Annotated in this window: 22 protein-coding genes; 12 read left to right on the forward strand and 10 right to left on the reverse strand. The window is 34.8% G+C overall.

Going from position 1 to position 24,776, the window contains the following annotated elements:
* Positions 1 to 827 precede the first annotated feature (827 nt).
* Positions 828 to 2,339, forward strand: coding sequence for a slipin family protein (locus KKI44_RS18415; protein ID WP_250902098.1), 1,512 nt, complete (start codon positions 828 to 830; stop codon positions 2,337 to 2,339).
* 186 nt (positions 2,340 to 2,525) lie between these two features.
* On the opposite strand, the gene KKI44_RS18420 is transcribed toward KKI44_RS18415, so the two are convergent.
* Positions 2,526 to 2,972 carry a VOC family protein gene (locus KKI44_RS18420; protein WP_214588633.1) on the reverse strand — a complete coding sequence of 149 codons (447 nt, stop codon included), beginning with the start codon at positions 2,970 to 2,972 and terminating at the stop codon, positions 2,526 to 2,528.
* 410 nt (positions 2,973 to 3,382) lie between these two features.
* Between KKI44_RS18420 and KKI44_RS18425 the strand changes: the two genes are divergently transcribed.
* The 4 genes from KKI44_RS18425 (at position 3,383) to KKI44_RS18440 (ending at position 6,904) form a co-directional block, all read left to right on the forward strand.
* Positions 3,383 to 4,900 carry a TROVE domain-containing protein gene (locus KKI44_RS18425; RefSeq protein ID WP_214588634.1) on the forward strand — a complete coding sequence of 506 codons (1,518 nt, stop codon included), beginning with the start codon at positions 3,383 to 3,385 and terminating at the stop codon, positions 4,898 to 4,900.
* A 149-nt stretch (positions 4,901 to 5,049) separates the two neighbouring features.
* Positions 5,050 to 5,739 carry a hypothetical protein gene (locus tag KKI44_RS18430; protein ID WP_214588635.1) on the forward strand — a complete coding sequence of 230 codons (690 nt, stop codon included), beginning with the start codon at positions 5,050 to 5,052 and terminating at the stop codon, positions 5,737 to 5,739.
* Between the two features lie 283 nt (positions 5,740 to 6,022).
* On the forward strand, positions 6,023 to 6,550 hold the full coding sequence (locus KKI44_RS18435; RefSeq protein WP_214588636.1) for a DUF6584 family protein: 528 nt from the start codon (positions 6,023 to 6,025) through the stop codon (positions 6,548 to 6,550).
* Between the two features lie 126 nt (positions 6,551 to 6,676).
* The gene (locus KKI44_RS18440) at positions 6,677 to 6,904 is read left to right on the forward strand and encodes a phosphate ABC transporter substrate-binding protein (protein ID WP_214588637.1); all 228 of its coding nucleotides are present in this window, start codon (positions 6,677 to 6,679) and stop codon (positions 6,902 to 6,904) included.
* Between the two features lie 1,786 nt (positions 6,905 to 8,690).
* Here KKI44_RS18440 and KKI44_RS18445 read toward each other — a convergent pair.
* The 7 genes from KKI44_RS18445 to KKI44_RS18475 form a co-directional block, all read right to left on the reverse strand.
* Positions 8,691 to 9,737, reverse strand: a complete 1,047-nt coding sequence (locus KKI44_RS18445) for a TerC/Alx family metal homeostasis membrane protein (RefSeq protein WP_214588638.1) — start codon at positions 9,735 to 9,737, stop codon at positions 8,691 to 8,693.
* 188 nt (positions 9,738 to 9,925) lie between these two features.
* Positions 9,926 to 10,537: a TerD family protein gene (locus KKI44_RS18450; RefSeq protein ID WP_214588639.1), complete on the reverse strand. Its 612-nt coding sequence runs from the start codon at positions 10,535 to 10,537 to the stop codon at positions 9,926 to 9,928.
* 187 nt (positions 10,538 to 10,724) lie between these two features.
* On the reverse strand, positions 10,725 to 11,672 hold the full coding sequence (locus tag KKI44_RS18455) for a hypothetical protein (RefSeq protein WP_214588640.1): 948 nt from the start codon (positions 11,670 to 11,672) through the stop codon (positions 10,725 to 10,727).
* 16 nt (positions 11,673 to 11,688) lie between these two features.
* The gene (locus KKI44_RS18460) at positions 11,689 to 12,861 is read right to left on the reverse strand and encodes a toxic anion resistance protein (RefSeq protein WP_214588641.1); all 1,173 of its coding nucleotides are present in this window, start codon (positions 12,859 to 12,861) and stop codon (positions 11,689 to 11,691) included.
* A gap of 6 nt (positions 12,862 to 12,867) precedes the next feature.
* Positions 12,868 to 13,422, reverse strand: coding sequence for a TerD family protein (locus tag KKI44_RS18465; RefSeq protein ID WP_214588642.1), 555 nt, complete (start codon positions 13,420 to 13,422; stop codon positions 12,868 to 12,870).
* Positions 13,412 to 14,236 carry a phosphoribosyltransferase family protein gene (locus KKI44_RS18470; RefSeq protein ID WP_214588643.1) on the reverse strand — a complete coding sequence of 275 codons (825 nt, stop codon included), beginning with the start codon at positions 14,234 to 14,236 and terminating at the stop codon, positions 13,412 to 13,414. Before KKI44_RS18470 ends, KKI44_RS18465 begins: the two co-directional genes overlap by 11 nt.
* Positions 14,237 to 14,239: 3 nt before the next feature.
* Complete coding sequence (locus KKI44_RS18475) at positions 14,240 to 14,914, reverse strand: HAD family hydrolase (protein WP_214588644.1); 675 nt, start codon at positions 14,912 to 14,914, stop codon at positions 14,240 to 14,242.
* An 883-nt stretch (positions 14,915 to 15,797) separates the two neighbouring features.
* Between KKI44_RS18475 and KKI44_RS18480 the strand changes: the two genes are divergently transcribed.
* Both KKI44_RS18480 and KKI44_RS22760 read left to right on the forward strand, forming a co-directional pair.
* Positions 15,798 to 17,291, forward strand: coding sequence for an elongation factor G (locus tag KKI44_RS18480; RefSeq protein ID WP_250902099.1), 1,494 nt, complete (start codon positions 15,798 to 15,800; stop codon positions 17,289 to 17,291).
* Between the two features lie 63 nt (positions 17,292 to 17,354).
* Positions 17,355 to 17,864, forward strand: coding sequence for a hypothetical protein (locus KKI44_RS22760; RefSeq protein ID WP_250902206.1), 510 nt, complete (start codon positions 17,355 to 17,357; stop codon positions 17,862 to 17,864).
* Positions 17,865 to 18,154: 290 nt separating this feature from the next.
* Here KKI44_RS22760 and KKI44_RS18485 read toward each other — a convergent pair whose 3' ends face one another.
* On the reverse strand, positions 18,155 to 19,693 hold the full coding sequence (locus KKI44_RS18485; RefSeq protein ID WP_214588645.1) for a SulP family inorganic anion transporter: 1,539 nt from the start codon (positions 19,691 to 19,693) through the stop codon (positions 18,155 to 18,157).
* 763 nt (positions 19,694 to 20,456) lie between these two features.
* Here KKI44_RS18485 and KKI44_RS18490 point away from each other — a divergent pair.
* Both KKI44_RS18490 and KKI44_RS18495 read left to right on the forward strand, forming a co-directional pair.
* Positions 20,457 to 20,870: a transposase gene (locus tag KKI44_RS18490; protein ID WP_214588646.1), complete on the forward strand. Its 414-nt coding sequence runs from the start codon at positions 20,457 to 20,459 to the stop codon at positions 20,868 to 20,870.
* 11 nt (positions 20,871 to 20,881) lie between these two features.
* A complete protein-coding gene (locus KKI44_RS18495) occupies positions 20,882 to 21,226 on the forward strand; it encodes a helix-turn-helix domain-containing protein (protein ID WP_214588647.1) in 345 nt (114 codons plus the stop codon).
* A gap of 232 nt (positions 21,227 to 21,458) precedes the next feature.
* Here KKI44_RS18495 and KKI44_RS18500 read toward each other — a convergent pair whose 3' ends face one another.
* On the reverse strand, positions 21,459 to 22,460 hold the full coding sequence (locus tag KKI44_RS18500; protein ID WP_214588648.1) for a catalase: 1,002 nt from the start codon (positions 22,458 to 22,460) through the stop codon (positions 21,459 to 21,461).
* 225 nt (positions 22,461 to 22,685) lie between these two features.
* Here KKI44_RS18500 and KKI44_RS18505 point away from each other — a divergent pair, with 225 nt between their 5' ends.
* The 3 genes from KKI44_RS18505 (at position 22,686) to KKI44_RS18515 (ending at position 24,717) form a co-directional block, all read left to right on the forward strand.
* A complete protein-coding gene (locus KKI44_RS18505) occupies positions 22,686 to 23,123 on the forward strand; it encodes an FKBP-type peptidyl-prolyl cis-trans isomerase (RefSeq protein WP_214588649.1) in 438 nt (145 codons plus the stop codon).
* A gap of 168 nt (positions 23,124 to 23,291) precedes the next feature.
* A complete protein-coding gene (locus KKI44_RS18510) occupies positions 23,292 to 24,242 on the forward strand; it encodes a hypothetical protein (protein ID WP_214588650.1) in 951 nt (316 codons plus the stop codon).
* A 64-nt stretch (positions 24,243 to 24,306) separates the two neighbouring features.
* Positions 24,307 to 24,717: an Rrf2 family transcriptional regulator gene (locus KKI44_RS18515; protein ID WP_214588651.1), complete on the forward strand. Its 411-nt coding sequence runs from the start codon at positions 24,307 to 24,309 to the stop codon at positions 24,715 to 24,717.
* The last annotated feature ends 59 nt before the right edge of the window (positions 24,718 to 24,776 follow it).

The following is a 24,776-nucleotide window of genomic DNA, read 5'->3' on the forward strand; positions in this document are numbered from 1 at the left end:
AAAATCATTGCGCAATACCCCTTTTACTTTGCATCATCAAAATGAAACAACACTAAAATTTTGAAAAACAGATTTTAGTCAAAATATCAGGCAGGTCTTGTTGGGTGTTTCGGTATATCACCATTGCAGAAGAATTTGTTGAGAAACATGATTTCGTTCTGTTCAGCTTGACCTGAAGGTTTGAGGAGTTTTCCAGAAAACTTCTGCCATGCGCTATGGGTCGGAGGTTCGAATCCTTCTATTTCCTTAGGGGAAATATAACTCAGTCAGGTTAGAGTAATAGCATTTTAAGCGTGGGTTCGACTCCCACCCTCACTTCAAATGAGGTAGCTCAGTCCGGTTAGAGCACTACACTTTTAATGTAGATGAAATAGACTCAAAATCTATTTTTTTTTTAGCGAGTTTGAACGTTCTCATTAAAAATGTTCATGGAAAAGTCTGGAATTTTTTCAGTTGTTCAATCAACATTTTGAAAAAGCCAGCAAGAAAAGATGTTTTCTGAGAATGAAATGGAGATGAAGAATGAATAATTTTTGAAATGAATTTTCTAAAAAGGACGGTTTTCCGCGTGAGCGATGGTAGCGGATACCCCGCAGTGAAGAGCGCAAGCGATGAACGAGGAGTAGAAGAGGACGTAGCGACCCGGGCTTTTGGTAAAGCCAAGACGAGGGACACGCCCAAAATCTGAATATTTAGAAAATGAGTTTGAAAAATAAAATTCCAAACTCGATGAATTTTTCTGAATTGCTTTCCTTCCGCCGTTTTTGGAAGAAGAGATTCCGGATTTTCCTTTTAATTGAAATAGTAACCATTAAAATAGTAAGAAGATGATAAAAAATGTACAAATTAAAGCATACGAAACAGGTTTGGTTTTTAAAAACGGATATCTGATCGATATTTTGAAAGAAGGTAATTTCTGGATTTTTGGAAATAAGTCTGTAAAGATTTATGATATGAAATCTTTGTTTAATTCTGATACTGATCTTCATCTTTTGTTGAAAAATGAAAACCTGAAATCGTTATTGGAAATCGTTGAAGTAAAAGAAGGAGAGATTGTTCTGATGTACGAAAACGGAATTTTCAAAGACGTTTTGAATATTGGTCAATATGCATTCTGGAAAGCAATCTTGGACAGAGAGTTTCAAAAAATCGACTTGACTAAAGTTGAGATTCCACAAGAAATTTCCAAGACAGTTTTGGAAAATATGAAATTAAAAAGCCTGATTAGAAAATTTGTTGTGCCTTCTCACTATAAAGGTCTGCTATTAATTGACGGAAAACTGAGTAAGGTTTTGGAAAGTGGTCTTTACTCTTTCTGGAATAATGAATCTTCTGTTGAAGTTAAAATTGTAGATCCAAACTATGAATTAAAATCACAGTTCGGATCCCATGAAAACGGAACTGTTTTGATAAAATCTGAACCGCTTAAAGATTTTTTGAAAATTGTAGAGGTAAAAGACGGAGAAATTATTTTGCTATATGAAAACGGAAGTTTAAAAGATGTATTAAACGTAGGTCAGTATGCATTTTGGGTAGATATCGCAGACAGAGAGTTCCAGAAAGTGAATTTGATGAAAGTTGAAATTACAGAAGATATTTCGAAGACTCTCTTGGAAAATGTAAGATTGAGAAATTATGTAAGAAAATTTATTGTATCCAATCAGCATAGAGGATTACTGTTAATTGACGGAAAATTAACCAAAGTTCTTGAAGCCGGAACATACTACTTCTGGAACAACGAAACTTCCATCGAAGTAAAATCGGCAGATATGAGGATGCAGCAAATGGAAATTGCAGGTCAGGAATTGTTGACCAAAGATAAAGCGATGCTGCGTATTAATTTCTATGTGCGTTTTCAGGTGGAAAACATCGAAAAAGCGTTGATGGAAAATAAAGAATATGATAAGCAATTATATATTCTGATGCAGTTGGCTTTGCGTGAATTCGTTGGAGCTTTAACATTGGATGAATTATTGTTGAAAAAAGATTCTGTAGGAAAAGAAATCCTTGAAAATCTTGGAAACAAAGCCGAAGATTTAGGTTTGAAAGCTTCCGATGCGGGAATCAGAGATGTGATCTTGACAGGAGAAATAAAGGAAATCATGAATCAGGTTTTGATTGCCGAGAAAAAAGCTCAGGCAAACAGCATCATGAGACGTGAAGAAACCGCTTCCACAAGAAGCTTGCTGAATACCGCGAAATTAATGGAAGAAAACGAAGTCCTTTGGAAGCTGAAAGAAATGGAATATATGGAGAAAATCGCCGACAAGATTGGAGATATTACCGTTTCCGGAAACAGCAACATTGTTTCTCAACTGAAAGAAATCTTCACAAAATAGAAACTAATAACTTTTATGATAGAGACGGGTTTTGTGAATACAAAGCCTGTCTTGTTTTTTATAGACAATTAATAATTTTTTTCTCTTGCTGATTTTGCAGATAACACTGATTTTAATGAAATTTAATCTATTTTCTTTAATCGGATTTGTATACATCTGAGAAATCTGTGTGAAAATAAAACAGTTTTATTTCCTCTCCATCCACTCCTCATAAGAAAGCACACCCAGCTCCGGTTTTCCGTCACCCTCCAAAACCGAGATAAATTCCAGCTGATTTCCATCCGGATCATTAAAATAAATGGCTAAAGCAGGCATCCATGCAAAAACCATCGGCTTTTCAATGCCGTCTTTCAGAAAATTGTAAGGTTTCAGGTTTTTATTTTTCAGAAATTCGACAGAATAATTCAGAATATCTTCTTTGTCGACGGTAAAAGCAAAATGCCTTGTTTGCAGATGTTCCTTCTGCTCCCATAATCCCAACATGGATTCCTTGTTTTTTCCGATCCACAAAAAAGCAATTCTTCGATTTTCTTCTTGGTGGGCAAATTCCAATCCTAAAATTTCAGTATAGAATTTTATTGCATTTTCCAGATCACTCACCTGAACATGAGTTTCGTACAATCCTTTAATCATGAGTTTAAAATTTTAATGAAACAAATCTAGAAAACGTATTTCCAAAAACTCTTCATTATTAATTCCTTTATATAAAATGCATAATAGATTTTTTCTTTTGGCTGATTGTTGCTGGTTATTGGTTGCCTGTTAAATGTTAATTGTCGATTGTTGTTGGTTCAGCGTTATGTTTGTCATTCTGAATGAAGCAAGGCGGAATGAAGAATCTATTTTAAAACGAGTTCTGAGATTTCAGAATAAAAAATCTGTTTTTATTACTGCAAGAATTCGTGCAATTAGTGTTTAAATAAAAATTTTTTCAAAAAAAATTATACTACGCAAAAACATCGCGCAATAGCATCCTTACTTTGCATCAGAAATCAGGGAGAAAGTGATAATCCTCTGAAATGTTTAACAAAAAAGCAGTAACCATGAAATTTAATTTTTTAAGAAAAGAGAATAAAGTAGTAACGAACTACGAAGGTGCAAAAGCTTATACCATGACACCTGCAGAAGAACTATACAGTGCTGTTGTTACAACAGGATTATCCAATACAACCTATGAAAAAGGAAATGAAAGACTCACAAGAATTCAGTCCCTGATTCAGAAAAATGATCCGGAATTCGTTGCAAAATTGGCAGTTTATGCAAGAAAAGATATGTACCTGCGTTCCATTCCGTTGGTTTTGACAACCGAATTGGCAAAGCAGACTTCAGGTACAGACTTGGTAAGCAGAACCATCGACGGAGTTATTCAGAGAGCGGATGAAATCACAGAATTGCTGGCGTATTACCAATTGGCAAACGAAAGAACAGATCTTAAAAAACTCAACAAGCTGTCAAAGCAAATTCAGAAAGGTCTGGTAAAATCATTCAATAAATTTGATGAATACCAGTTTGCCAAATACAACAGAAAAGCAGAAGTAACCTTGAAAGATGCTTTGTTTTTGGTTCACCCGAAAGCAAAAGATGAAAACCAACAGGCAATTTTCAACAAAATCGTCAACGATTCTTTGGAAACTCCATACACTTGGGAAGTTGAACTTTCCGTTTTGGGACAGACAAAATTTGCCGATGATGCCGAAAGAAAAGCAGCCTTCAAAAACAAATGGGAAGAACTGATTTTCAGTAACAAACTGGGCTATATGGCAACTTTGCGAAACCTCAGAAATATTCTGGAAGCCAACGTTTCTTCGGATGCGATGCAGAAAGTTTGCAGCTATCTTTCGGATGAAAAAGCCGTGAGAAATTCAAAACAGCTGCCTTTCAGATTCTTGTCGGCGTACAGAGAACTGAAGAGTATGAAATCGCCCTATCTATCATCAATTCTCGAAGCATTGGAAGATGCGGTTTTGGTGAGTGCCAAAAATATCAAAGGTTTTGGATTCGATACTTCGGTGGTGATCGCGGCAGACGTTTCCGCTTCAATGCAACAGCCGGTTTCTCCAAGATCTAAAGTTTTGCTGTACGATATTGGTCTGTTAATGTCGATGATGTTGCAGTCGCAGTGCAAAAATGTGGTTTCAGGAATATTCGGTGACACATGGAAAAGAGTTCCGATGCCTAAAAACGGTATCCTGAGAAACGTGGATGCATTCTATAAAAGAGAAGGTGAAGTAGGTTACTCTACTAACGGTTATCTGGTCATCGAAGATTTGCTGAACAGACGCGAAAAAGTGGATAAAGTAATGATTTTCACCGATACTCAGCTTTGGAACAGCAACGGAACCCGAAATTCTTTCGAAGATTCTTGGAATCAATACAAAAGTTTTCACCCAAATGCAAAATTGTATATTTTTGACTTGGCGGGTTACGGAAGACAGCCTTTGGATATCAGACAAAACGATGTATACCTTATCGCAGGTTGGTCCGACAAAATTTTCGATGTACTGAACGCTTTGGAAGACAAAAAATCTGCTGTAGAAATGATAAAAAAAGTAGTGCTGTAAAAGGCACTGCTTTTAAAATAAAAAACTGATAACCATTATTTTCAGGAGCTTAATCCCGCTTTCCACTATATCTTTTGTTCCGCTTTGCTACACAAAAGGATGTCGTTGCAATCGGGGCTAGGAAAGAAAACGAAACAAAAATAATTAGTATGAAAATCATAGGTAAAAACTTTAATGATTCTGCAGATTCTACTGTTACTGTTTTCACAGGTGTGTTAGATACAGCAAGAAAAGTAAACAAAATAATTGATTGTGTAAAAATACATTTTGATACGAATAATATTGAGATGTGTTTAGATGGTTTTGACTTAGTAAAGAAAATAAATGATGTAGTTTCATTGTTCGCTATTGCTACTCTCGATTTGGCTGTATCTAGCAAAATGCTTTATAATGCTTCAAATAATTGGGAGAAGATTTATGTAATTAAAAATGTTTACTTAACTATTTTTGAAAGTTTTAAAACATTTAATAAATATAGAGAATTCTTGAATATACTTTCCGAGAAAGCTCTTATTCATCTTAAAGAAAGTTTTGTAAATATTAATAATTCAATTAAGATTTTTAAGAAAGAGTATAGATATGAAACGGATATGAAAACAATTAGAAACAATATTAGTGGCCATATTAGTGATAATGTAGATTTATACTATAATACAATAATTAAATTTGATGGAGATAAAACAGGGGAAATGATTATTGAATTCTTTAAAATAACAGATGATTTGAATAACTTTTTAACAGACATATTAAAGCAAACTTATATTAGAGAACAAAATCAAGAAGTATTAAATTTAGCTAAAAAAGTAATTCCAAACTTTAATGAAATGTTATTCAAATAGCTAAAGATTGCTTCGTCGCTACGCTCCTCGCAATGACAAAAAAAGATTAATAGTAAAAAACGACCTGGGAAATGTAGGCGTTAAGAAAATAAACTGTACGAACATTAAGAAAATTCTACTGTTTGAAGCGCGACACAAATTCAGAACCGAAGAACAAATAATAAATTCGCGCAAGTTTTAGAATTTTTAGAGAGTGTAGATTATTTTTAGCCGGAATTTCCAAGTCTTGAACTTTTGGTTCTTTTGCTTCAAGGCAAAACGAACAAATGAATAATTATAAATAATGGGAACTATTTTTTACAGAATTGAACAGGATCTTAAGGCGGGAAGAAAGAAAAAAGCCTGCGACAGACTTCGAAATCTGATCAATGAGTTTCCCGACGATCTTTCTTTGAGAGAGAAACTGGCTAAGATTTACTATGATTCAGGATTTAAAGATGAAGCCGGAAAGTTTTGGATCTTATCTGAACCTCAGAATTTCGACATGAAAGAAGCAGTTGAAATGTACAGGAATTCATTAAGCAATTCCGGAAATGCTATTTTAAAAGATATTGTTTTTCGGGGAGATAAAACTCAGCTTTCGGAATACGCAAAAAATATTCTGAAGGAACTGGAAACTGACAGTTTTAAGAAAACAAAGCATATTCCTGATTTTAAAAGAAAGCAAAGAGAAAAAGGAAATTATACAGAATCTAAAGATAGCTTTTTTAGTAATGTAGGGCTTTATTTGCTCATTGGAGGAATTATTTTACTTCCATTTTTAGGACTTGTTAAGCTGGGAGAGATTATCGGGTCAATATTTTCAAAATAAATTTTAACTGCGTAAAAAGAATGCGCACTAACGCAATAATTTTGCATCAACAAAAACAGATAACCATGAATTACTATAAAAAATGGCTTAAAGGAACACTGTATTGAGGTTAAATACTCAATACTTATGAAAAAAATTAAAACATTAAAGAAGTCTTTCGGAAGCAATGAATATGGATTAATTGACTTTCCGAAGAAAATTTCGAATGTGCAGATTTCCAGAATTTTATATGGAGATGAAATGGGATGTTCTTGGTGTTTTCCACATGGCTACAAAACCATTAATTCAAAAGAAATTAAGTTTCAGAGAAACTGGAAAAAATACAGAAAAACCCAATGGAAAACCAAAAAGTAAGTGTCGTAAAACAGAATTTCTTCGTTTAGGGACAGCAATACAGGTTCGAATCCTGTTTCCAAGTATTCGGAATGGTGTAATGGTATCACTCTGTCAGTAAGTCTCTGTTTGATTTTTTACCTTACTTTAAAAAAATTACCGGTGCCGTAAGAAAAGAATTCCTTTGATTTCGACTTGAACAAGAGTCTTTTCGTTACATTGCCCGGTTTTAAATAACCAATGTCGTCATCATAAGAGTTCCATCGTCTTACTTAAAATTTGAATTGATATCAAAAACTCTTATACCATGTTACTTGGTTTTTTTAAAAAATAATTTTAACTGCGTAAAAAGATTGCGTACCAATAGAGTAATTTTGCAGTAACAAAAAACAATAACCATAAAAACTTAAAAAATAATCGATGCCGTAAGAAAGAGTTCCTTCGAATCCAAACTGAAAAAGTCTCTTTCAAAATTTTGCTCGATTTTAAAATTACTTACAAGTGCCGTAGATAAAAGTTACTTCGATTTGTACAGAGGTTCGAATCCTTTCGCCGAAAGGTGTGGTCGAGTGGCTAGACGGTTTTTAAGACAGCTTTTATCACTGTTTGCCTTGTAATTTTTAAGAAAACTATTTAAAAAACATAAAAAATCAAGTGTCGTTTCAGAATCATACTTCGATATTTAATCTTTGGGTCGCAGGTTCGAATCCTGCCTGTTCCAAAATGGAAGAGTAGCTCAGACGGTAGAGCAAAAGCACTGAAAGATTCTCACATTATTACCTTGATTTAAAAAACAAAAGAGTGCCGTAGAAAAGGCTTACTTCGAACAGCAATTATTTAGATCAAAAAATCTAAAAAACAAGTGCAATTTCCTGAATAACAGTAGGGATCAGGTGCATGTCTGTCTTTTCGCCTTTTGCCTCTTTTTATTGAAAATTTAAAAATATCGGGTGTCGTAGTACAGAAATTCTTCGTTTCCCCGCTTAAGATGCAGGTTCAAATCCTGCCTGTGAAAACAGTAGTCTAATGGTAAGATGTAAGCCAGTAAGTGTCTGTACGAAATTTTACCTTGATATAATAAAGAGTGCCGTTAGAGAAAACTTACTTCGGTTAATCTTAATGATGTTGGTTCGACTCCAGAATAAATCTGAAAATGATTTATAATAAAGAGTTTTCTCGTCTTTTGCCTCTTTTTTTAATTTTAAAAACTTACAGATAAGTGTCGTAGAGAAGGGTTACTTCGTAAATATAACGGTCCTAAGGTAGCGTAATTCGGGCGACCGAACTGGTGAGGTTGGGTTGAAAACCAACTGGGCAAAAGTTTTCGAAAGAAAGCGTAAGTCTCTCGCAGATGTAGAATTGCCGGCTCCCTGCCCAAATCGGGTAAGAGCGGCGCTCATAAGAGCAAAAATACCTTTTTCGCCTTTTACCTTATCTGTTTTATAATATACAAGTGCCGTAGAATAGTGTTACTTCGCTCATTACGACGGGGTCGCGGGTTCGAGTCCCGCCTTTTCCACAGTTTAAAAAACACAAAATTAAAATAGGAAAAGTAGCTCAGTTGGTTAGAGCACGACATTGCACTTTCTGGTTGTTGCCTTGTTTTAAAATATAAAGTGTTGTAGAGAAAAGATACTTCGTCACCAATCGAAGGGCAGGAATAATGAAGCCTACTGATCCGGCAAGATTATCCGGTTCGACTCCGGCAGAACGATGCCCCGCTTTTCTTTTCCCGTTTGTAATCTTTATATTAAAAATCCGAAAAGCATATTGCTTTTCGGATTTTTTTCTTTAGATATAAATAATCTTATTCTTCAATTTTTTCTTGGTCTTCGTCCTCCTTTTTATCAGGGAAGATTAAAGACAGAATCACTGAAATTACCAAAACTCCTCCAACGATTCCCAAAGAAACCGGAGACGGAATGTGATACCATGGTGCGATCAGCATTTTTACTCCGATGAACGATAAAATAACTGCCAAACCATAAGGCAATTTGCTGAACATATGAATGAAATTCGCCAACAGGAAATACAATGATCTTAATCCCAGAATCGCGAAAATATTTGAGGTGTAAAGAATAAACGGGTCATTAGAAATCGCAAAGATTGCCGGAATGGAATCTACTGCAAAAAGAACGTCTGTAAATTCAATTACCGCTACAACAACCAAAAGCGGGGTTGCCATTTTCATTCCGTTCTGTACCGTGAAGAATTTGTCGCCCACGTAATTGTCTGAAACTTTCCAGAATCTCTTAATCAGTCTTGCTCCTGCTGTATTGCTGTAATCTTCTTCGTCGTCATCGTCTCCGTCGCCCCAGGATTTTATTCCTGCATATACAAGGAACAGCCCGAATAAAGTCATTACAATATTGATTTTCACAGGATGTCCGAAAATATTCATTTCAGGCAGATAGGTCAGATTAATTAATCCAACACCCGCAAAAATGAAAATTGCTCTGAAAATCAATGCTCCGATAATTCCCCAGAAAAGAACTTTGTGGTGAAGGTATTTCGGAACTTTAAAGAACCCGAAAACCAAGATGAATACAAATAAGTTATCCACCGAAAGCGCCTTCTCAATCCAGTAAGCCGCCTGATACTGCGTGAATTTCTCCACTGCCAAAGCATGACTTTCGGGACTTCCGTCTGTATTGAAAACCCAATAAACCACGCCGGAGAATACCATAGACAGCGAGATCCATACGATTGACCAGATTGTAGCTTCTTTGGAAGAAACTTCATGACTTTTTTTGTTGAAAACTCCTAAATCCAGAAGCAACATGATAACTACCGTTACCGCAAATCCCCAAACCAGACCGGGATGAAGATCTAAAATACCTTGATGTTTGTCCACTTTTAAATGTGCTTATTATACGATAAAAGCAATATTTGTACGGGTACAAGTATTGCTAAGTTTTATTTTTTATTTTAAAAATTTATTCAATAGTTAATAAGTTTTGGCTAAAGCCGGATTGGAACCTATTTTTAATGCAAGCGGGCTAAAGCCCGTTCCTATTGATAATCATTTTAAACACTAATATTTTACAAATATTTCTGCTTTACAGTTTCTATTGTTTCCTGCAGTTTTCGGTCTGCTGTAGGATCTCCGATCGCGTTGAACTTCCATTCTCCGTTTCTTTTGTAGAAAACTCCCATCACCATGGCAACGTGACCTCTGAAAGAAGCATCGTTCGCAATATCATATTTCGCAAAAACTTCTCTTACGTTGGTTGGCGTTCCTTCATAAATTCTGATGGATGCGAAAGGAATAGTCCCGAAATCCTGACCTTTATAACTGTTCAGAACCAAAGCAACGTGTTCTACATTGGAATCCAGATTGCTGAAATCTACAGTAATCACCTCATTGTCAAGACCGTCATCTCCATTCACATCTCCTGTTAAATCGTCTCCGCTGTGTCTTACAGAACCGTTTTTTGATCTTAAGTTTCCAAAATAGATTACTTCTGTTGCATTTTTATTAGAATCGTATAAAATACAGCTTCCGTCCAGATCTACCGCTTCTTTTGTAATCCCTCCGAAGAATCCTTTTTTCTCAATTGCCCCCCAGTTGATTCCTACACAAGCCTGTGTAAGCGTAGTTCCGTTTTCCTTTGTAAGGTTTATTCTCTGACCTTTTTGTAAGTTAATAGCCATTGTTATATTTTGTTTTAGTTCTAATTTTAATTTTTTTTTACTGTGCTTAGTTTAAACACAAAGATTCGCAAAGATTTTTTTTAATTGTTCTGCATATCTTTGTTCGCAAAGGCGTTTCACTCAGCAAATGATGGCAGTAAAGTGAAAAAGTTTGTAAAGAATTGAATTTTAAAACTTTTTACTTTTACTAATTATTTAAATTTAAATTCAGCATTGCGCGAAGAATATTGGTTTCCTCATTAATGTCGAACATTTTACTCATCACGTCTGTATTTTCTAGATTTTTAATGTAATCCTGAAGTACGGCAATGACCTGTTCCGGTAATATTTTTTTCCTTTCGTTCATCGTCTGTTCCAATTGTTCATTCTTTCTTTTTAACTGATAAACAATTGTTCCCTGATTTGATTCGTTGGGCATTGTATCTAGTTTTTCCAGTTTTTTAGGATCAATCAGATACATTTTTCTGCCTTCAATATCGAAGATGAAATGATCTTCAGACTGAAAAATCTTAAACAATTCATATTCGTTTCCCGCGATGGCGTATCCACACACAAAGCGGACTTTAAAATTCTGAATGTTAAGTCTTCCCAATAATTTTCTTTCAATCTGATAATCTTTATACTGATAGGCAGGAAAAGAACCGGACTTCAGCAATTCTTCATCAACATTTGAACGGTAGAATTCTGCCGCATATTTTTTGTTGAAATACAGAACATTATCCCAGTTCAATCGAAATTTATCTTCCGTAAGATCATTATACAGGCTTTTCAGCTGATTAGAAAAAATACCGCTGTACATTTTCCGGTCTGTTTCGAAGCCGTCAACACGCTTTTCCTCAAAACCGGAAATGTATTTGCTGTTAACATCAATTTCATTAAGAACCGCCAGCATATCATTTTCCTTCTGCCGTTTAATTTTGGTTAAAAGTTCAATGAGACTGTCGGTGTACTGAAGATGAAAAAGTTCCAGTTTGCTGTAATCGAGTCCCTTATTTTCCTGAAAAAGATTATGGATAATATCCGTCTTAATGTAGATCGAAATTATATCAACATTTTCAAAAAAATTCGCGAGAAGTTTAAGTTTGGTTAATCTTCTTTTGCTCTGAGACAATATGTTTACAGCATCATCATTCACTTTTTATCTCTCGTTATTATCCTCTTACGTTTGCTTTTAACTCGTGTTCCAAAGTCATTAAATCCTGATCCAGCTTTTTTCTTCCTTCTGCACCCTGCTTTTGGATCTGCTTCACTTCGTTCAATGTATTAATTAATTTTGAAGTTGTTTCTCTCAGTGTTTCCACAGAAACGATCGTCTGTTCATTCGCTCTGGCCACATTAATAGAGTTCTGCCCAAGACGTTCTGCATTCTTTCTTAAAATTTCTTCTGTTGTAGCCGAAACTTTTTGCTGAATTTCAATACTTTGCTGCTGTCTGTACATCGCCACCGCCAGTGAAAGCTGATTTTTCCAAAGCGGCAAGGTTGTTGTTAAAATCGTCTGCGCTTTTTCTGCAATAGAAACGTTGTTGTTCTGAACCAGCCTGATTTGAGGAAGCGACTGCATCATGATTAATCGAACTACTTTCAGATCCGCTAATCTTCTGTCTAATCTTGCAATAAAATCTCTCTTATCTGCAATCTGATAATCCTGAAATTCCTGAGTATTGGCTTCCATGTGCGCTAATTCTGCTCCCGCTTTTTCAATTCTCAGATTTCCGATAATCACCAGTTCTTCGATCTGTTTAATTGCATTCACATTGCTTTCAAAAATCGTCTGCAAAACAGCATTATCTTTCGTGGAAGTAATGATTCCTGCATTTACCTTATAAGCGATCTGATCGATATTGTTGATGATTTTATCATATTTGGCAAATAAATTCTCGATCTGCGTCATGACACTTTTCATGAAAGGCAATTTGCTTAAAAAACTTTTGAATTTATTTTGATTTAATTCTTCAACATCTACATAATTCAGCTCGACTAATAAATTATTAATCAATTCTCCGACTTCACCGGAATTTGATCTCCTTACATTTCCAAGGAAACTGTCACTCTGGTTGGATAATGTTCTCTGAAGGTCTGCCCCGAAATTAACGATAGATCCCGGATTGGTTTCGTCGATAGAATCTGCAAGGGCTTCATATTTCTGACGTTCATCTGTTTTCAGCTGATTCAGATTTACATTTCCGTCTCTGTCTACCAATGGGGCAGGAGGTGTACTTGGTGTAGCCATACCTGGTGGCGGCGCCATCGGAGTCGGCTCAAAAGTCTTTAAAGATTCGATCGATCCAAGCGGATCTATAGGTTGATTTTCCTGATTGTCCATGGTAAATTATTGATAGATTGATACAAATTTTTCAAGACCTTCTCTTTGTCCGGCTCCCACTGCTTCGAATTTCCACTCTCCGTTTCTGTTGTAGATTCTTCCGAATTCTACTGCGGTTTCGATAGAGAAATCTTCATCTAATTCATATTTCAGAATTTCTTCGTTGGTATCTGTATTGAAAATTCTGATGAAAGAATTTCTTACCTGTCCGAAGTTCTGTCTTCTGGAATCTGCTTCGTGAATCGTTACCACAACGGTAATTTCTTTCACAGCAGGATCAATTTTTGTAAGGTCTATTTTAATCTGCTCGTCATCTCCTGCGCCGTCTCCCGTAAGATTATCACCAGAGTGAATTACTGCTTTGTCCGGAGACTCCAGATTGTTGTAAAAAATAAAATGATTATCTGAAATTAACTTTTTATTTTCACCTAATAAAAATAAAGAAGCATCCAAATCGAAAGCGGTTCCGGTAGATGTATTGTTAATATCCCATCCAAGACCAACCGTAAATTTCGGTGCGTTTATATTTTCTCTCTGTCCTTTCTGTAAGTTAATAGCCATAATATAATTCGGTTTGTGTTAAAGTGTTTATATTGTTTTTATATTCTTTTATTAAATGATAATTGTTGCTGATTGCCAGTTCCAGCAGATTATCCATCAGTTCCTTTTTTACTTTAGACGAAAGATACTCAAAATTACCTGAATCTAAGCCTAAAATATATTTTACAATTCGTGTATTAAACTGAAAACTAGGCTTTCCCATTACTTCTGCGATATCTTCTACATTTTTCACTGCGTAATAATTAAAGTAATTTTCAATTTTAGGATCGAGATCAAAATTCATCAGTTCAGCATAATACATGAATAAAAAGTCTGCTTCTACATGGTACTGATTCAGAATTTTATTCACCGTAAATTCATGGCTTCCTGTTATTTTAATATCATCTATAAAAATACAAAGTTTTCCTCTAAGAAAATCTTTATCCAGATAATACGTATCATTCGCGATGAGATTTTTACGGTCTTCAAAACTTAAATTTCCATAATCTGTCGTATAGGTATGATTTCTGTTAATTTTCGATAAAATGCTTGATTTTTTTCCTTTCTGAAACAAATAAAAATCCAGATGCTTCTTAAAGTAAAAACATAAAAAATTAGAAGCGGTAGGAATCGCCATATAAGGACTTGGCAATACCACAATCTCTTTATCTGTATTTAAAATATCTTCATGTGAAAAAACAAATCCTTCGAACAGTTCTTTTGCAAATTTTTCAGCATACGACTTATCGCCATACTTGAAATAGCTGTATTCTTCGGGTGAAAAAGTAAATTCATCCGCCGAATGAATGTGGTGTAAGCTGTATCTTTTGTTCATAAATTATATTTTGTGTGTAAGTAAGTGTGCATTGAAACCAAAATCTTTTGCGCCCTTATAATCCGCGAAAGGATTATCTCCGATATGTAAAACCTGTTTTATATCTAAATCCTGATTGGGCAGTAAATTTTTAACTTCCTGAAATATTTTCGGATGGGGTTTGGAACAGTTCATTTCATCTGAATAAACATGAAAATCAATGTACTGATCCAGATTTTCAATCCTCAGAAATTTCCTCATCGTTTTTCCTTTGATGAAGCCTGTATTGCTCAGTATATTAATCGTCTTTCCCTGATTTTTAATTTCATCAAAAAACTGGTGTAAATTTTCAAAAATAACAACAGGTTTATACTCTAAAAATAAGTCTTCGCTTTTCTGATAAAAATCGTTCATATGGTCTTTACTCAATTGTTTTACATTAACTTCCAATGCATTCAGGATCAGTAAATAAATTTCAAAAGTGTCTATATTTCCTCCCGTTATTTCATTGATAGAATTGCAAAGATCATCGTAATATTTTACGACTTTCGCAACTTCGTTAATCGGTTTTTTTACGTCAAAAAATGAGGAGAACAGCTCAACTCTTTTTGCTTTAAATTCAGGATGAGATTTTATTAAAGTAAGCCACAAATCAAAAGAAAAATGTGAGTGATTGTGGATGTCTATATCTGTTTTCAAAATGGTACAGTTAAAATTTTATTTAGCTTTTTTCTTGAAAAAGATGTTTTAAATGGTTATTATTTTCTTTCATGGTTTGTGTTTAAAAATTGCCAATTCCTCCCAAAGATAGAATTTTTAAATTAATGTATAAATGTTGTTTGGTGTTTTAAGAAATTTTTATGATTATCCGCAATTTGAATCTAATATCTGATAGCGAAAAAATTCTTTTTTAAACGCAAAGTCCTCAAAGATTTTTTGAAATTATTGTGGGTGTTTTTCGTTCGCAGAGGCACTTCGTTCAGCAAATGATAGCATGACGCCTTGGCTGAGTGAAACGCCCTTGCGAACGAAAATGTTTTCAAAGAATTAAACAAAACCTGGCGATCATCGCGTTAAAAATAATTTGACACTCAGCATTTATTTCTTGAATTTTCAGTCGTTTAAAAAAAATAAAAAAAGTTTTTGCTGTTAAAATATTTTTTCTAGTTTTGCAACCGGTTAACAATCAACAATGTCAACAAAAATGATAAATATAATCACTTTAAGCAATCCTATCAGAGCTGTGTACTTTGGTAGCACTAAATATTTATCTGAATAACGATCGACCTTATAAAACTAAAATAAAACGAAGGCCTGTCTGTTTCAGATAGGTCTTTTTCGCTACCCTACTTTTCAGCTTTTACATTCGGAAAGGTTGTCTAATTTTTTAACGCAAACAAAAATTTTCTTACTGAATAAGAAAGTGAGCAAAGATTTTAATCAATAAATTGATTTTAAGAAGCTGGCTTCATCAGCGACTTTGTCGCAACTCTTTGCTTTCTTAAATAAAAAACAGTTTTCAAAGAACTTTGCGTTTTAAGACATTTTACAACCTTAAAATCAACAATTTAAATTAAACAAAATGAAATACAACACACGAAATATAGGGATTATAGCGCACGTCGATGCAGGAAAAACCACACTCACGGAAAGACTTCTTTATTACACGGGAATGATCCATAAAATAGGGAACGTGGATGAAGGAAATACCACGATGGATAAAGACATTCAGGAGAAAAACCGTGGAATTACGATTTCTTCGGCGGCAATTTCTACCCAGTGGAAAAAAGACGACAATATCTTCGATATCAACATAATTGATACTCCGGGACACATTGATTTTGCGGTGGAAGTGGAACGCTCTTTACGAGTTTTGGACAGCGTTGTAGCAGTTTTCTGTGCTTCTTCGGGAGTTCAGCCACAAACGGAAAATGTCTGGTTCCAGGCTGAGAAACATGGAATTTCAAAGATTTGTTTCATCAATAAAATGGACAGAATCGGAGCTGATTTCTTTGCCGTTTTAAATGAAATTAAAACAAAACTGAATGCAGTTCCTCTGGCTTTGCAAATTCCGATTGGCGCAGAGGATCATTTTGAAGGTGTTATTGATTTAGTTAAGCAAAAAGCATTGTATTGGATTGACGAAAACGGAGAAACCATTGTGGAAAAAGAAATTCCGGAACTTTACAAAACTGAAGCTCATGAATGGAGGCAGAAATTAATGGAAACTTTAGCGGAATCTGACGAACAGTTTTTTGAATATTTTCTGGATTCTGAAACAGAAATTGCTGAAGAAATGATTACTGAAGCCATAAAAAGAGCTTCTCAGTCGAGAAATTTAGTTCCTGTTTTATGTGGTTCTGCATTCAAAAACAAGGGAGTACAACCTTTGCTTGATGCAATTGTAAGTTATCTTCCTTCACCGGATCAGTTGCCTTCTGTGATAGGAAAAGATGCAAAAACAGAAGAAACGGTTGAATTGGAAAGAAATGAAAAGGATATTTTTTCAGGATTGGTTTTCAAAGTGGTGATTGATAAACATATGGGTAAACTTTCGATGTTGAGAATTTATTCGGGAAGTATACAATCCGGCGATACGGTTCAGAATGTAAGAACGGGTGAAAGTTTCAGAATTTCAAGGATTTTGCAGATGCAGTCGGACAAAACGATAACGGTTGATGAAGGAAAAGCGGGAGATATTGTGGCTTTAACAGGGATAAAAGATGCGAAAACCGGAGATTCTTTATCTTCTGTTGAACGGGCTGTTTTGCTTGAAACCATCACGATTCCGGCTCCGGTAATCAGGGTTTCCATTGAGCCGAAAACAAATGCGGATGAAAAATCTTTCGTATTGGTTTTAGCGAAAATTCAGGAAGAAGATCCATCGTTATTCGTAGAAAGAGACCGACAAACGGGCGAAACTTTACTGAGCGGTTTGGGAGAATTGCATCTTGAAGTTACTTTAGAAAAAATCAGGTTGAATCACGGAATTGAAATCAATCAGGGAAAACCTAAAGTTTCTTACAGGGAAATTTTAACCGAAACCAGAACGCACCGTGAAAAACTTGTGAAATAGAATGGCGGAAGCGGACAGTTTGCGGATATCACGTTTGAAATAGGACCGAGAAATGATGATGGCATCGGTCTGGAATTCATCAATCAGATCAAAGGAGGAGTAATTCCTAATGAATTTATTCCGTCTGTTGAAAAAGGTTTCCGTGAGGCAATGGAAAACGGAGCATTGCAGGGTTATCCTCTGGAAAGCATGAAAGTTACGCTTCTGGACGGATCTACTCACAGTAATGATTCTCATGCGCAGGATTTTGAAATGGCTGCGAGAGATGGTTTCCGGGAAATCGGAAAATCCTGTAAACCTAAATTAATGGAACCTATCATGAAAGTTGAGATTCAGACGATTGAAGATTATACCGGAGCGGTGACTGCGGATATCAACAAACGAAGAGGAATCATCACTTCGATTGATGAAAAATCAGGAAGAAAAATTTTCACGGCAGAAGTTCCTCTGGCTTCTACTTTCGGATATATTTCTGATCTGAGAACGTTAACGAGCGGTAGAGCTTCGATCAGCATGAAGCTGTCGCACTATACTTTGGTGCCTGATTTCATCGCAAATACATTAGTAACCTAAAAGACAAGGGCTGTAAATTATTTTTGCAGTCCTTGTTTGGGTTATTGATGAACTATCAATGATGAATTGTTTTTTTCTCCCGCTGATTTTGCAGATTTTTTATTTTCTATAGATTACACGGAGATTTGCATGAATTTAAACTTCCCTCATCATGCTCCAGCTTATTCAAAATTTTATTTCCCACAGATTTAACGGATTTTGTCAAATGTTTGCGGAGTATTTCTAAACTTCCATCCTCTAACTTCCATCTTCCAGCCAATATTCACAAACTCTCCAACTCAAAAACCCTCTTACTTCTCCGGCATCACTTTATACGTCGGATCATCCTGAATATTCACTTCAATTACGGCTTCTGCGTTTTTAAGCATTTGACGGCAGTCTTCGCTTAAGTGTCTTAAATGGAGTTTTTTATTTAGTTGTGCATATTTTTTAGAGAGTTTATCCAGAGCATCAATTGCACTCATATCAACAATCCTGCTTTCTTTAAAATCGATGACTACCTGATCCGGATCGTTTACAGGATCAAACTTATCAATAAAAGTGGTCACTGAACCAAAAAACAGCGGTCCTGAAATCTGATAATGTTTAATACCATTTTCGTCCGTATATTTTCTGGCGCGAATTCTCTTCGCATTATCCCAAGCAAAGACCAAAGTTGAAATGATGACTCCCACCAAAACCGCCAAAGCCAGATTGTGTAGAACAATCGTAATTAAAGCCACGGTAATTCCCACAAAAATATCAGACTTCGGCATCTTATTAATGATACTTATCGAAACCCACTGAAAGGTACTGATTGCAACCATCATCATGACACCGACCAAAGCTGCCATCGGAATTTTTTCAATAAACGGAGCTCCTACTAAAATGATTACCAATATGGTGAGGGATGCGATAATTCCGGAAAGTCTGGCTCTGGAACCTGCATTCAGATTCACTAAAGTCTGCGCAACCATTGCACAGCCTCCCATTCCGCCGAAAAAACCGTTGGTAACGTTGGCTAAACCTTGGGCTACCGCTTCTTTATTGGTGTTTCCTTTTGAATTGGTAATTTCATCCACCATAGATAAAGTCAGCAAAGATTCAATTAAACCCACTCCTGCCATAATTAAAGCATAAGGAAAAATAATCTGTAAGGTTTCTAATGAAAAAGGTATTTTCGGAATATGGAAACTAGGCAAATTTCCGCTGATGTGGGCAATGTCAGCAACCGTTTTTGTATGAATTCCGAAACCAACAACCACTCCGAAAACAATTAAAATAGCAATTAAAGAAGAAGGGACAACTTTGGTGATTTTCGGGAAAAAGTAAACAATAGCAATCGTTAAAGCCGTTAAACCTGACATTATATATAAGGAAGAACCCTGCAGCCAAGTCACAACACCATTTGCATCGGTAATTTTAAACTGTTCTACCTGTGCCATGAAAATGATAACAGCAAGACCGTTCAGGAAACCGTACATTACGGGTTGCGGAATCAGTCTCACAAATTTTCCGAGTCTGAAAATTCCGACCAGCATCTGAAAAACTCCGGCTAAAGCTACAGTTGCAAATAAATATTCTACTCCGTGGGTTTTGATCAGTGCGATTAAAACAACGATGGTTGCTCCCGCACCTCCGGAAACCATTCCGGGACGACCTCCGAAAATTGCAGTAACCAATCCCATCATAAAAGCAGCGTATAAACCCGTTAAAGGAGAAAGTCCTGCAAGAATTGCAAAAGACAAAGATTCCGGGATCATGGTCATGGCGACGGTAAATCCGGCAAGAAGCTCATTTTTGAAATTGATTTTTTGCGAAAAGTCGAAAAGTTTAATAGCGTTTTTCATTAAAAAATGAAGTTTAAGGATTTAATAATAACTTTAAAAAGAGTGTTTTCTATTTCCTTTTATCCGAAAACAGCTTTATAAAATCCTTAAGGCAATGTAACTCCGGATGAAGTTTTTCTTTTTATATTTATATTGGCCACAAAGATATAGACTTGAAATTTTCCGTCCAATTTTTATGGGATCTACTTTAAATATTTCACAATATGTTTCTCCTTAAATTATTGTCTCTTCAAATATAGCGGAATATAATATTTCACTATACATACCACATATTTAATTAAATTTTAACTAAAAATAGATTTTTACAAAATTTTATACCTCATTCTTTTGGACTGAATCCAATTTTTTCTATATTTGATTTCAGAGAAGTTAGTATTTTTTCTAAATATTTAATTCAATTATTGATGATTAATTAAATAAAGCGAAAAGAACGATCTTAAAATTATTAAAAAAAGAGTTTACATGATGAAATTTTAACCGAAAATATTATTGGTGCTTATAAAAGTCCGGAATATTGAAGTTTTACTGATTGAATAATGAGGGACAGAAATAAATGAAGGTGATGCAATATAAGGCATGAATTCTTTATCTAAATTTCGATATATTATTTACAGTTAATTCTTGGCAGGGCTTTTACTATGATTTAATATTCCACCAATTATTAAAACGTGTATAATATTATTATGCTGAAGTTTTTATTTTCTTTATTTTTATGATTTCGGACTGTAAATTGCTTATTAATCACTAAGGCTTAAAAAAACCTATGCTATACAAAGACATACATATAGGACAGTTTATTAAAGAGAGAGCTAACGAACTGGAAGTTAGTAAAGAAAGAATGTGTAGTTTTCTAAAAAAAGATGAGAAAGCTGTCGATAAAATTTTCGAAAGTGCATCAATAGAAACAGATCTTTTGTTAAGATGTTCTAAACTTCTGGAGTATGATTTCTTTAGAATCTACAGTTCTCACCTTATTTTATATGCTCCGCCTTCTGCTGTCGACAAAACAAAAACCAAATCGGACAAAATTCCTTATTTCAGGAAAAACATTTATACACAAGAGATTAAAGAGTTTATTATCGGAAAAATACTATCCGGAGAAATGACTCATAATGAAATTATTCAGGAATATTCCATTCCTAAAAGTACGCTTCACCGATGGCTGCAAAAAACGTAAAAAAATATCCTATGCGTCCAAATTATACAAAGATTTATCAGGATATGCTTAAAGAAAAAGATCCCGATAAACTGAAAGATCCGAAAGTTCAGCGTCTGATAAAAAATTTGAAAACAACTGAAGATGTTTTGAATTTTAATGAATTGGTTTTTAAACAATCAAAAGAAAGTCTGGAGAAAAACCAAAAACTGAAGACATACGATAAAAAAACAATGCTTAAACTTTTACAATATCAGAACAAGCATAATTTTTCTACGAATTATATGTCTAAGAAGTATAAGATTAGCAGAACGACCATTGCAAAATGGAAAAAAACCTTTGAGGAGGAATACGAGAAAATTACTTCAAAAAATTAATATCAATTTTAATGATTGAATATCAGACATTTGTCATTCCGAAACAATGTAAGGCGGAATGACAAATGTTATAAAAAATAAATAAGGTTTCCTCTTTGAAAAAAATGCTGTTATTTTGCTCAGCGAAAAGCCTTTACGAACGAAAATATCCGGAATAATTTTTAAAGTCTTCTTGAATCAGCATTAAGAACAGATTATTTGCAAAGCAAAATTAACCATTCACATTTTCTCACTACTTATTATACTTCAGCAGTTTATTAATTTTCCGTCTCGTTTGCACAGAAACTTTATAGGCTTCATCACGGAGTTTTTGGATTTTTCCGACGGGTTGAAAAAATATTTTACTTTCAAAAGGATTAAAAGAAAGCAGTTCACTGTCGCAGGAATCGGAACTCAGAAGCTGATCCTTTTCAATTTTTACTTCCCCAATTTTAAGGTAAGGTGAATTTTTCCATTCCACATTGAGTTTATTCACTGGCTGATTCTTCAGATCATAACAAAGCTGAATAAGAACATCTGCCGAGAAATTTTCTTCTTTAAGGTAGCTTTCCAGAGCATTTTTAACCTTCAGTTTTTTCCCGAAATGTTTGTTGACAGATTGAGGCTTTAATTTAATTTTCATCATATAATCTCCGAGTCTGTATACTCCTACCGAATGAAAATCAAACGAAAGAAAAAAATCATTTCTTTTGCTCCAGAGCTTAAATATATTTTTTACAAATGATAAGGTAAATGTAGAGGGAATTACTTTCAATATCTGCATCAGCAAAGAAAAAGAACTCCATTTTTTCACAAAAAAACGATTAACGGATGTAAATAATTTTAGAAATGTACTCACGGAATTAATCGGAAACAACGGAAAATTCACCAAAGGAAAATTGGCAATGACGTTTCCTTTTTCATCATTTATTTTTACTGCAAAACCATAAGCAGGAAGATCTTTTTTTCCTTTTACCACCTTTAAGTGCGCATTGGAAAACCGGATAACGAGGTCGTATTTTTCCTTATCAAAATACGGTTTAAGTTCTTCAGGAATGTTTTTATCGATCAGAAAAGTTCCTTTGGTAGCAGCATACGTTTTGGCATGGGCGTTTCTTGTTGCATAGTGAACATCACTTACAGAAGGGGACTGTTCAACAAAATCGGTAATACTTTTTTTATTGATTTCCAGAAGCTCTTGCTCTTCATCAGTCAGTCTGTCATATTCCTTTTTATATGGTAATGGATTGGGCATTTAGTTTTTAAGTCCAATTATAACGCCAAGTTTCCGAAATCCTATTAACAGAATATTAATGATACTTGAATTTTTTAAGCTGAGTTAAAGATGTAAAAAAATAAAATTTAATAAACTGAAAACTAATGGTTTATATATTTTGAAAATTTTCTATGATTAAAAAACTTCCATCTTCAGGCTGTCATCTTCCAGCACAAAGAACTATCTTTGTAAAAATTATCAATTATGGGAGTAGCAGATATGTTATTTAAACGTAAAAAAGAATTGGCAGAAAAAAACCTGAAAGACGGTCAGGAATATATGGCAGAATATGGCAAGAGAGAAAGCGTGGTAGAATTGCCTAGCGGATTACAGTATGAAATCATTACGGAAGGCGATGGTGAAAAGCCGGGCCCTAGATCTACGGTAAAATGCCATTATCACGGAACAACCATCACCGGGAAAGTTTTCGACAGTTCTGTGAAAAGAGGAACCCCTGCTTCATTTCCTTTAAACAGAGTGATTGCAGGATGGACGGAAGCACTTCAACTGATGCCTGTAGGAAGTAAGTGGAGACTGATTATTCCTCCGCATCTTGCTTACGGAGATCAGCAGATCAGCAAAGAGATCGGTCCGAATTCTACGCTTATTTTTGAAGTGGAATTGCTGGATATCAAGAAATAATTTTATTAAAAATAGCTTAAAAATTTACCTGTTATTCGGGTAAATTTTTTTATTTGTGTAATTTTATCTCTGGCTTGAAATTTAAATAAAGCAATTCTTATTAGTTTTCTGAAAGTTTACAGCTTACAGATAAAAAATAAGAATCCCGAATCGCAAAAACATCAATCAATGAAGAAGATAATTTACTTCGCAGCATTCTGTATGTTGCTTACTTCCTGTATATCAAGGAAAAATCAGACAATTAAGCAAAATATTCTCACACTCAAAGACAGTTACTGTAAAGCGCCTTTCAAGTATAATTACGGTAATAAACTTCCTTCGTACAATTCAGATTCCATTATTAATGCCAATAAAGAGTTAAGAGATAAATTTTCTGACCAGAGTATTCTGATTCTTAATGCCCTGGATAATCTGGACGAAGTTCATGAGATCATGGAGCTTAAAAAAGATACTTCTCTGGAGTCTCAGGTAAAAGTGTTACAGCTTAAATCTAAAATCAACAGCAAAATAACCATTGCTTTAACTGAACTAGATGCGGTTGCGGCAGAATTCGACTGTGAAGGCGAAAGAGTAGCACAGATCGGAAATTATGTGGATAACTTAAACGATTCCAGAAACAATAAACTCATTCTGCTGTCGATTGTAACAGGAGCTGCTGCTTCGGTAGCGGGAGGAATTGTAAAGGATAATTCATGGAGTAACGCTATTGATATTGGAGGAGGAGTTTTGGGAGCAGGTTTCGGTTTGGCAACTTTAAATCCGAAAGGTAAAAAAGTAGAGTTTATCCATCAGAGAAATTTGTTGAGAGATGTATGGAATGGTACATTACAATCTCCCAATTTCCCGCCGTTTATCTGGTATATGTATACAGAGAAAAAGTTTTCCAACAGGGAGCAGCATTCCATTATTTCGAGCATGAAAGAACGCTGGCTTCATTATCAGTTTGATGATGACAGAAAAAAGGCAGACGAATCTGTTATTTTCAGTGACGGAGGATTTTACCGTTCAGATGATCTTCATAACCGTGCCGCAATGCTCAACCAGATGCAGTCCGCAACCAGAACCATCAATCAGAACATCAATTATCTTCTTCTGGATCTTGATCGTCTGATACTTTAACAAAATTTAATTGTAATAATTTTTGTTACATTAAAAAATTATTTATCTTTGCTGAGTAATTACAATGAACAATACAAGATTTGCTACGGCAATACATATTATGACCTTATTGGCGGAAAGTCCGCAGGATTGGCTTACTTCAGAATGGATAGCAGGAAGTATCAATATCAATCCTGTGGTTGTTCGTAAAGAGCTTGGTGTGTTAAGAGAAGCGGGTTTAATTATAAGCAGACAGGGAAAAGAAGGAGGGAGTCAGCTGGCAAAGAGTGCAGATTCTATACGAATTTCTGAAATCTATCTGGCTGTGAAGAACACGGAAGTTTTAGGAAAGAAAAATAATAATCCGAATCCGGTTTGTCCTGTAGGGAAAGACATTAATAATCATCTTAGGATATTGTTTTCAGAAACAGATCAGTTGGTTCTCAATTTTTTAGGAAATAAATCTTTGAAAGAATTCAGCGACCAATTCAAATAAAATTTTTTAACGAAAAATGTAACAAAAATTATTACAATTAAATATTAAAAATAAAAAAA

Origin of the sequence: Chryseobacterium sp. ZHDP1, from assembly GCF_018603435.1 — a bacterium.
In the GTDB taxonomy this organism is placed as follows: Bacteria; Bacteroidota; Bacteroidia; order Flavobacteriales; family Weeksellaceae; genus Chryseobacterium; species Chryseobacterium indicum.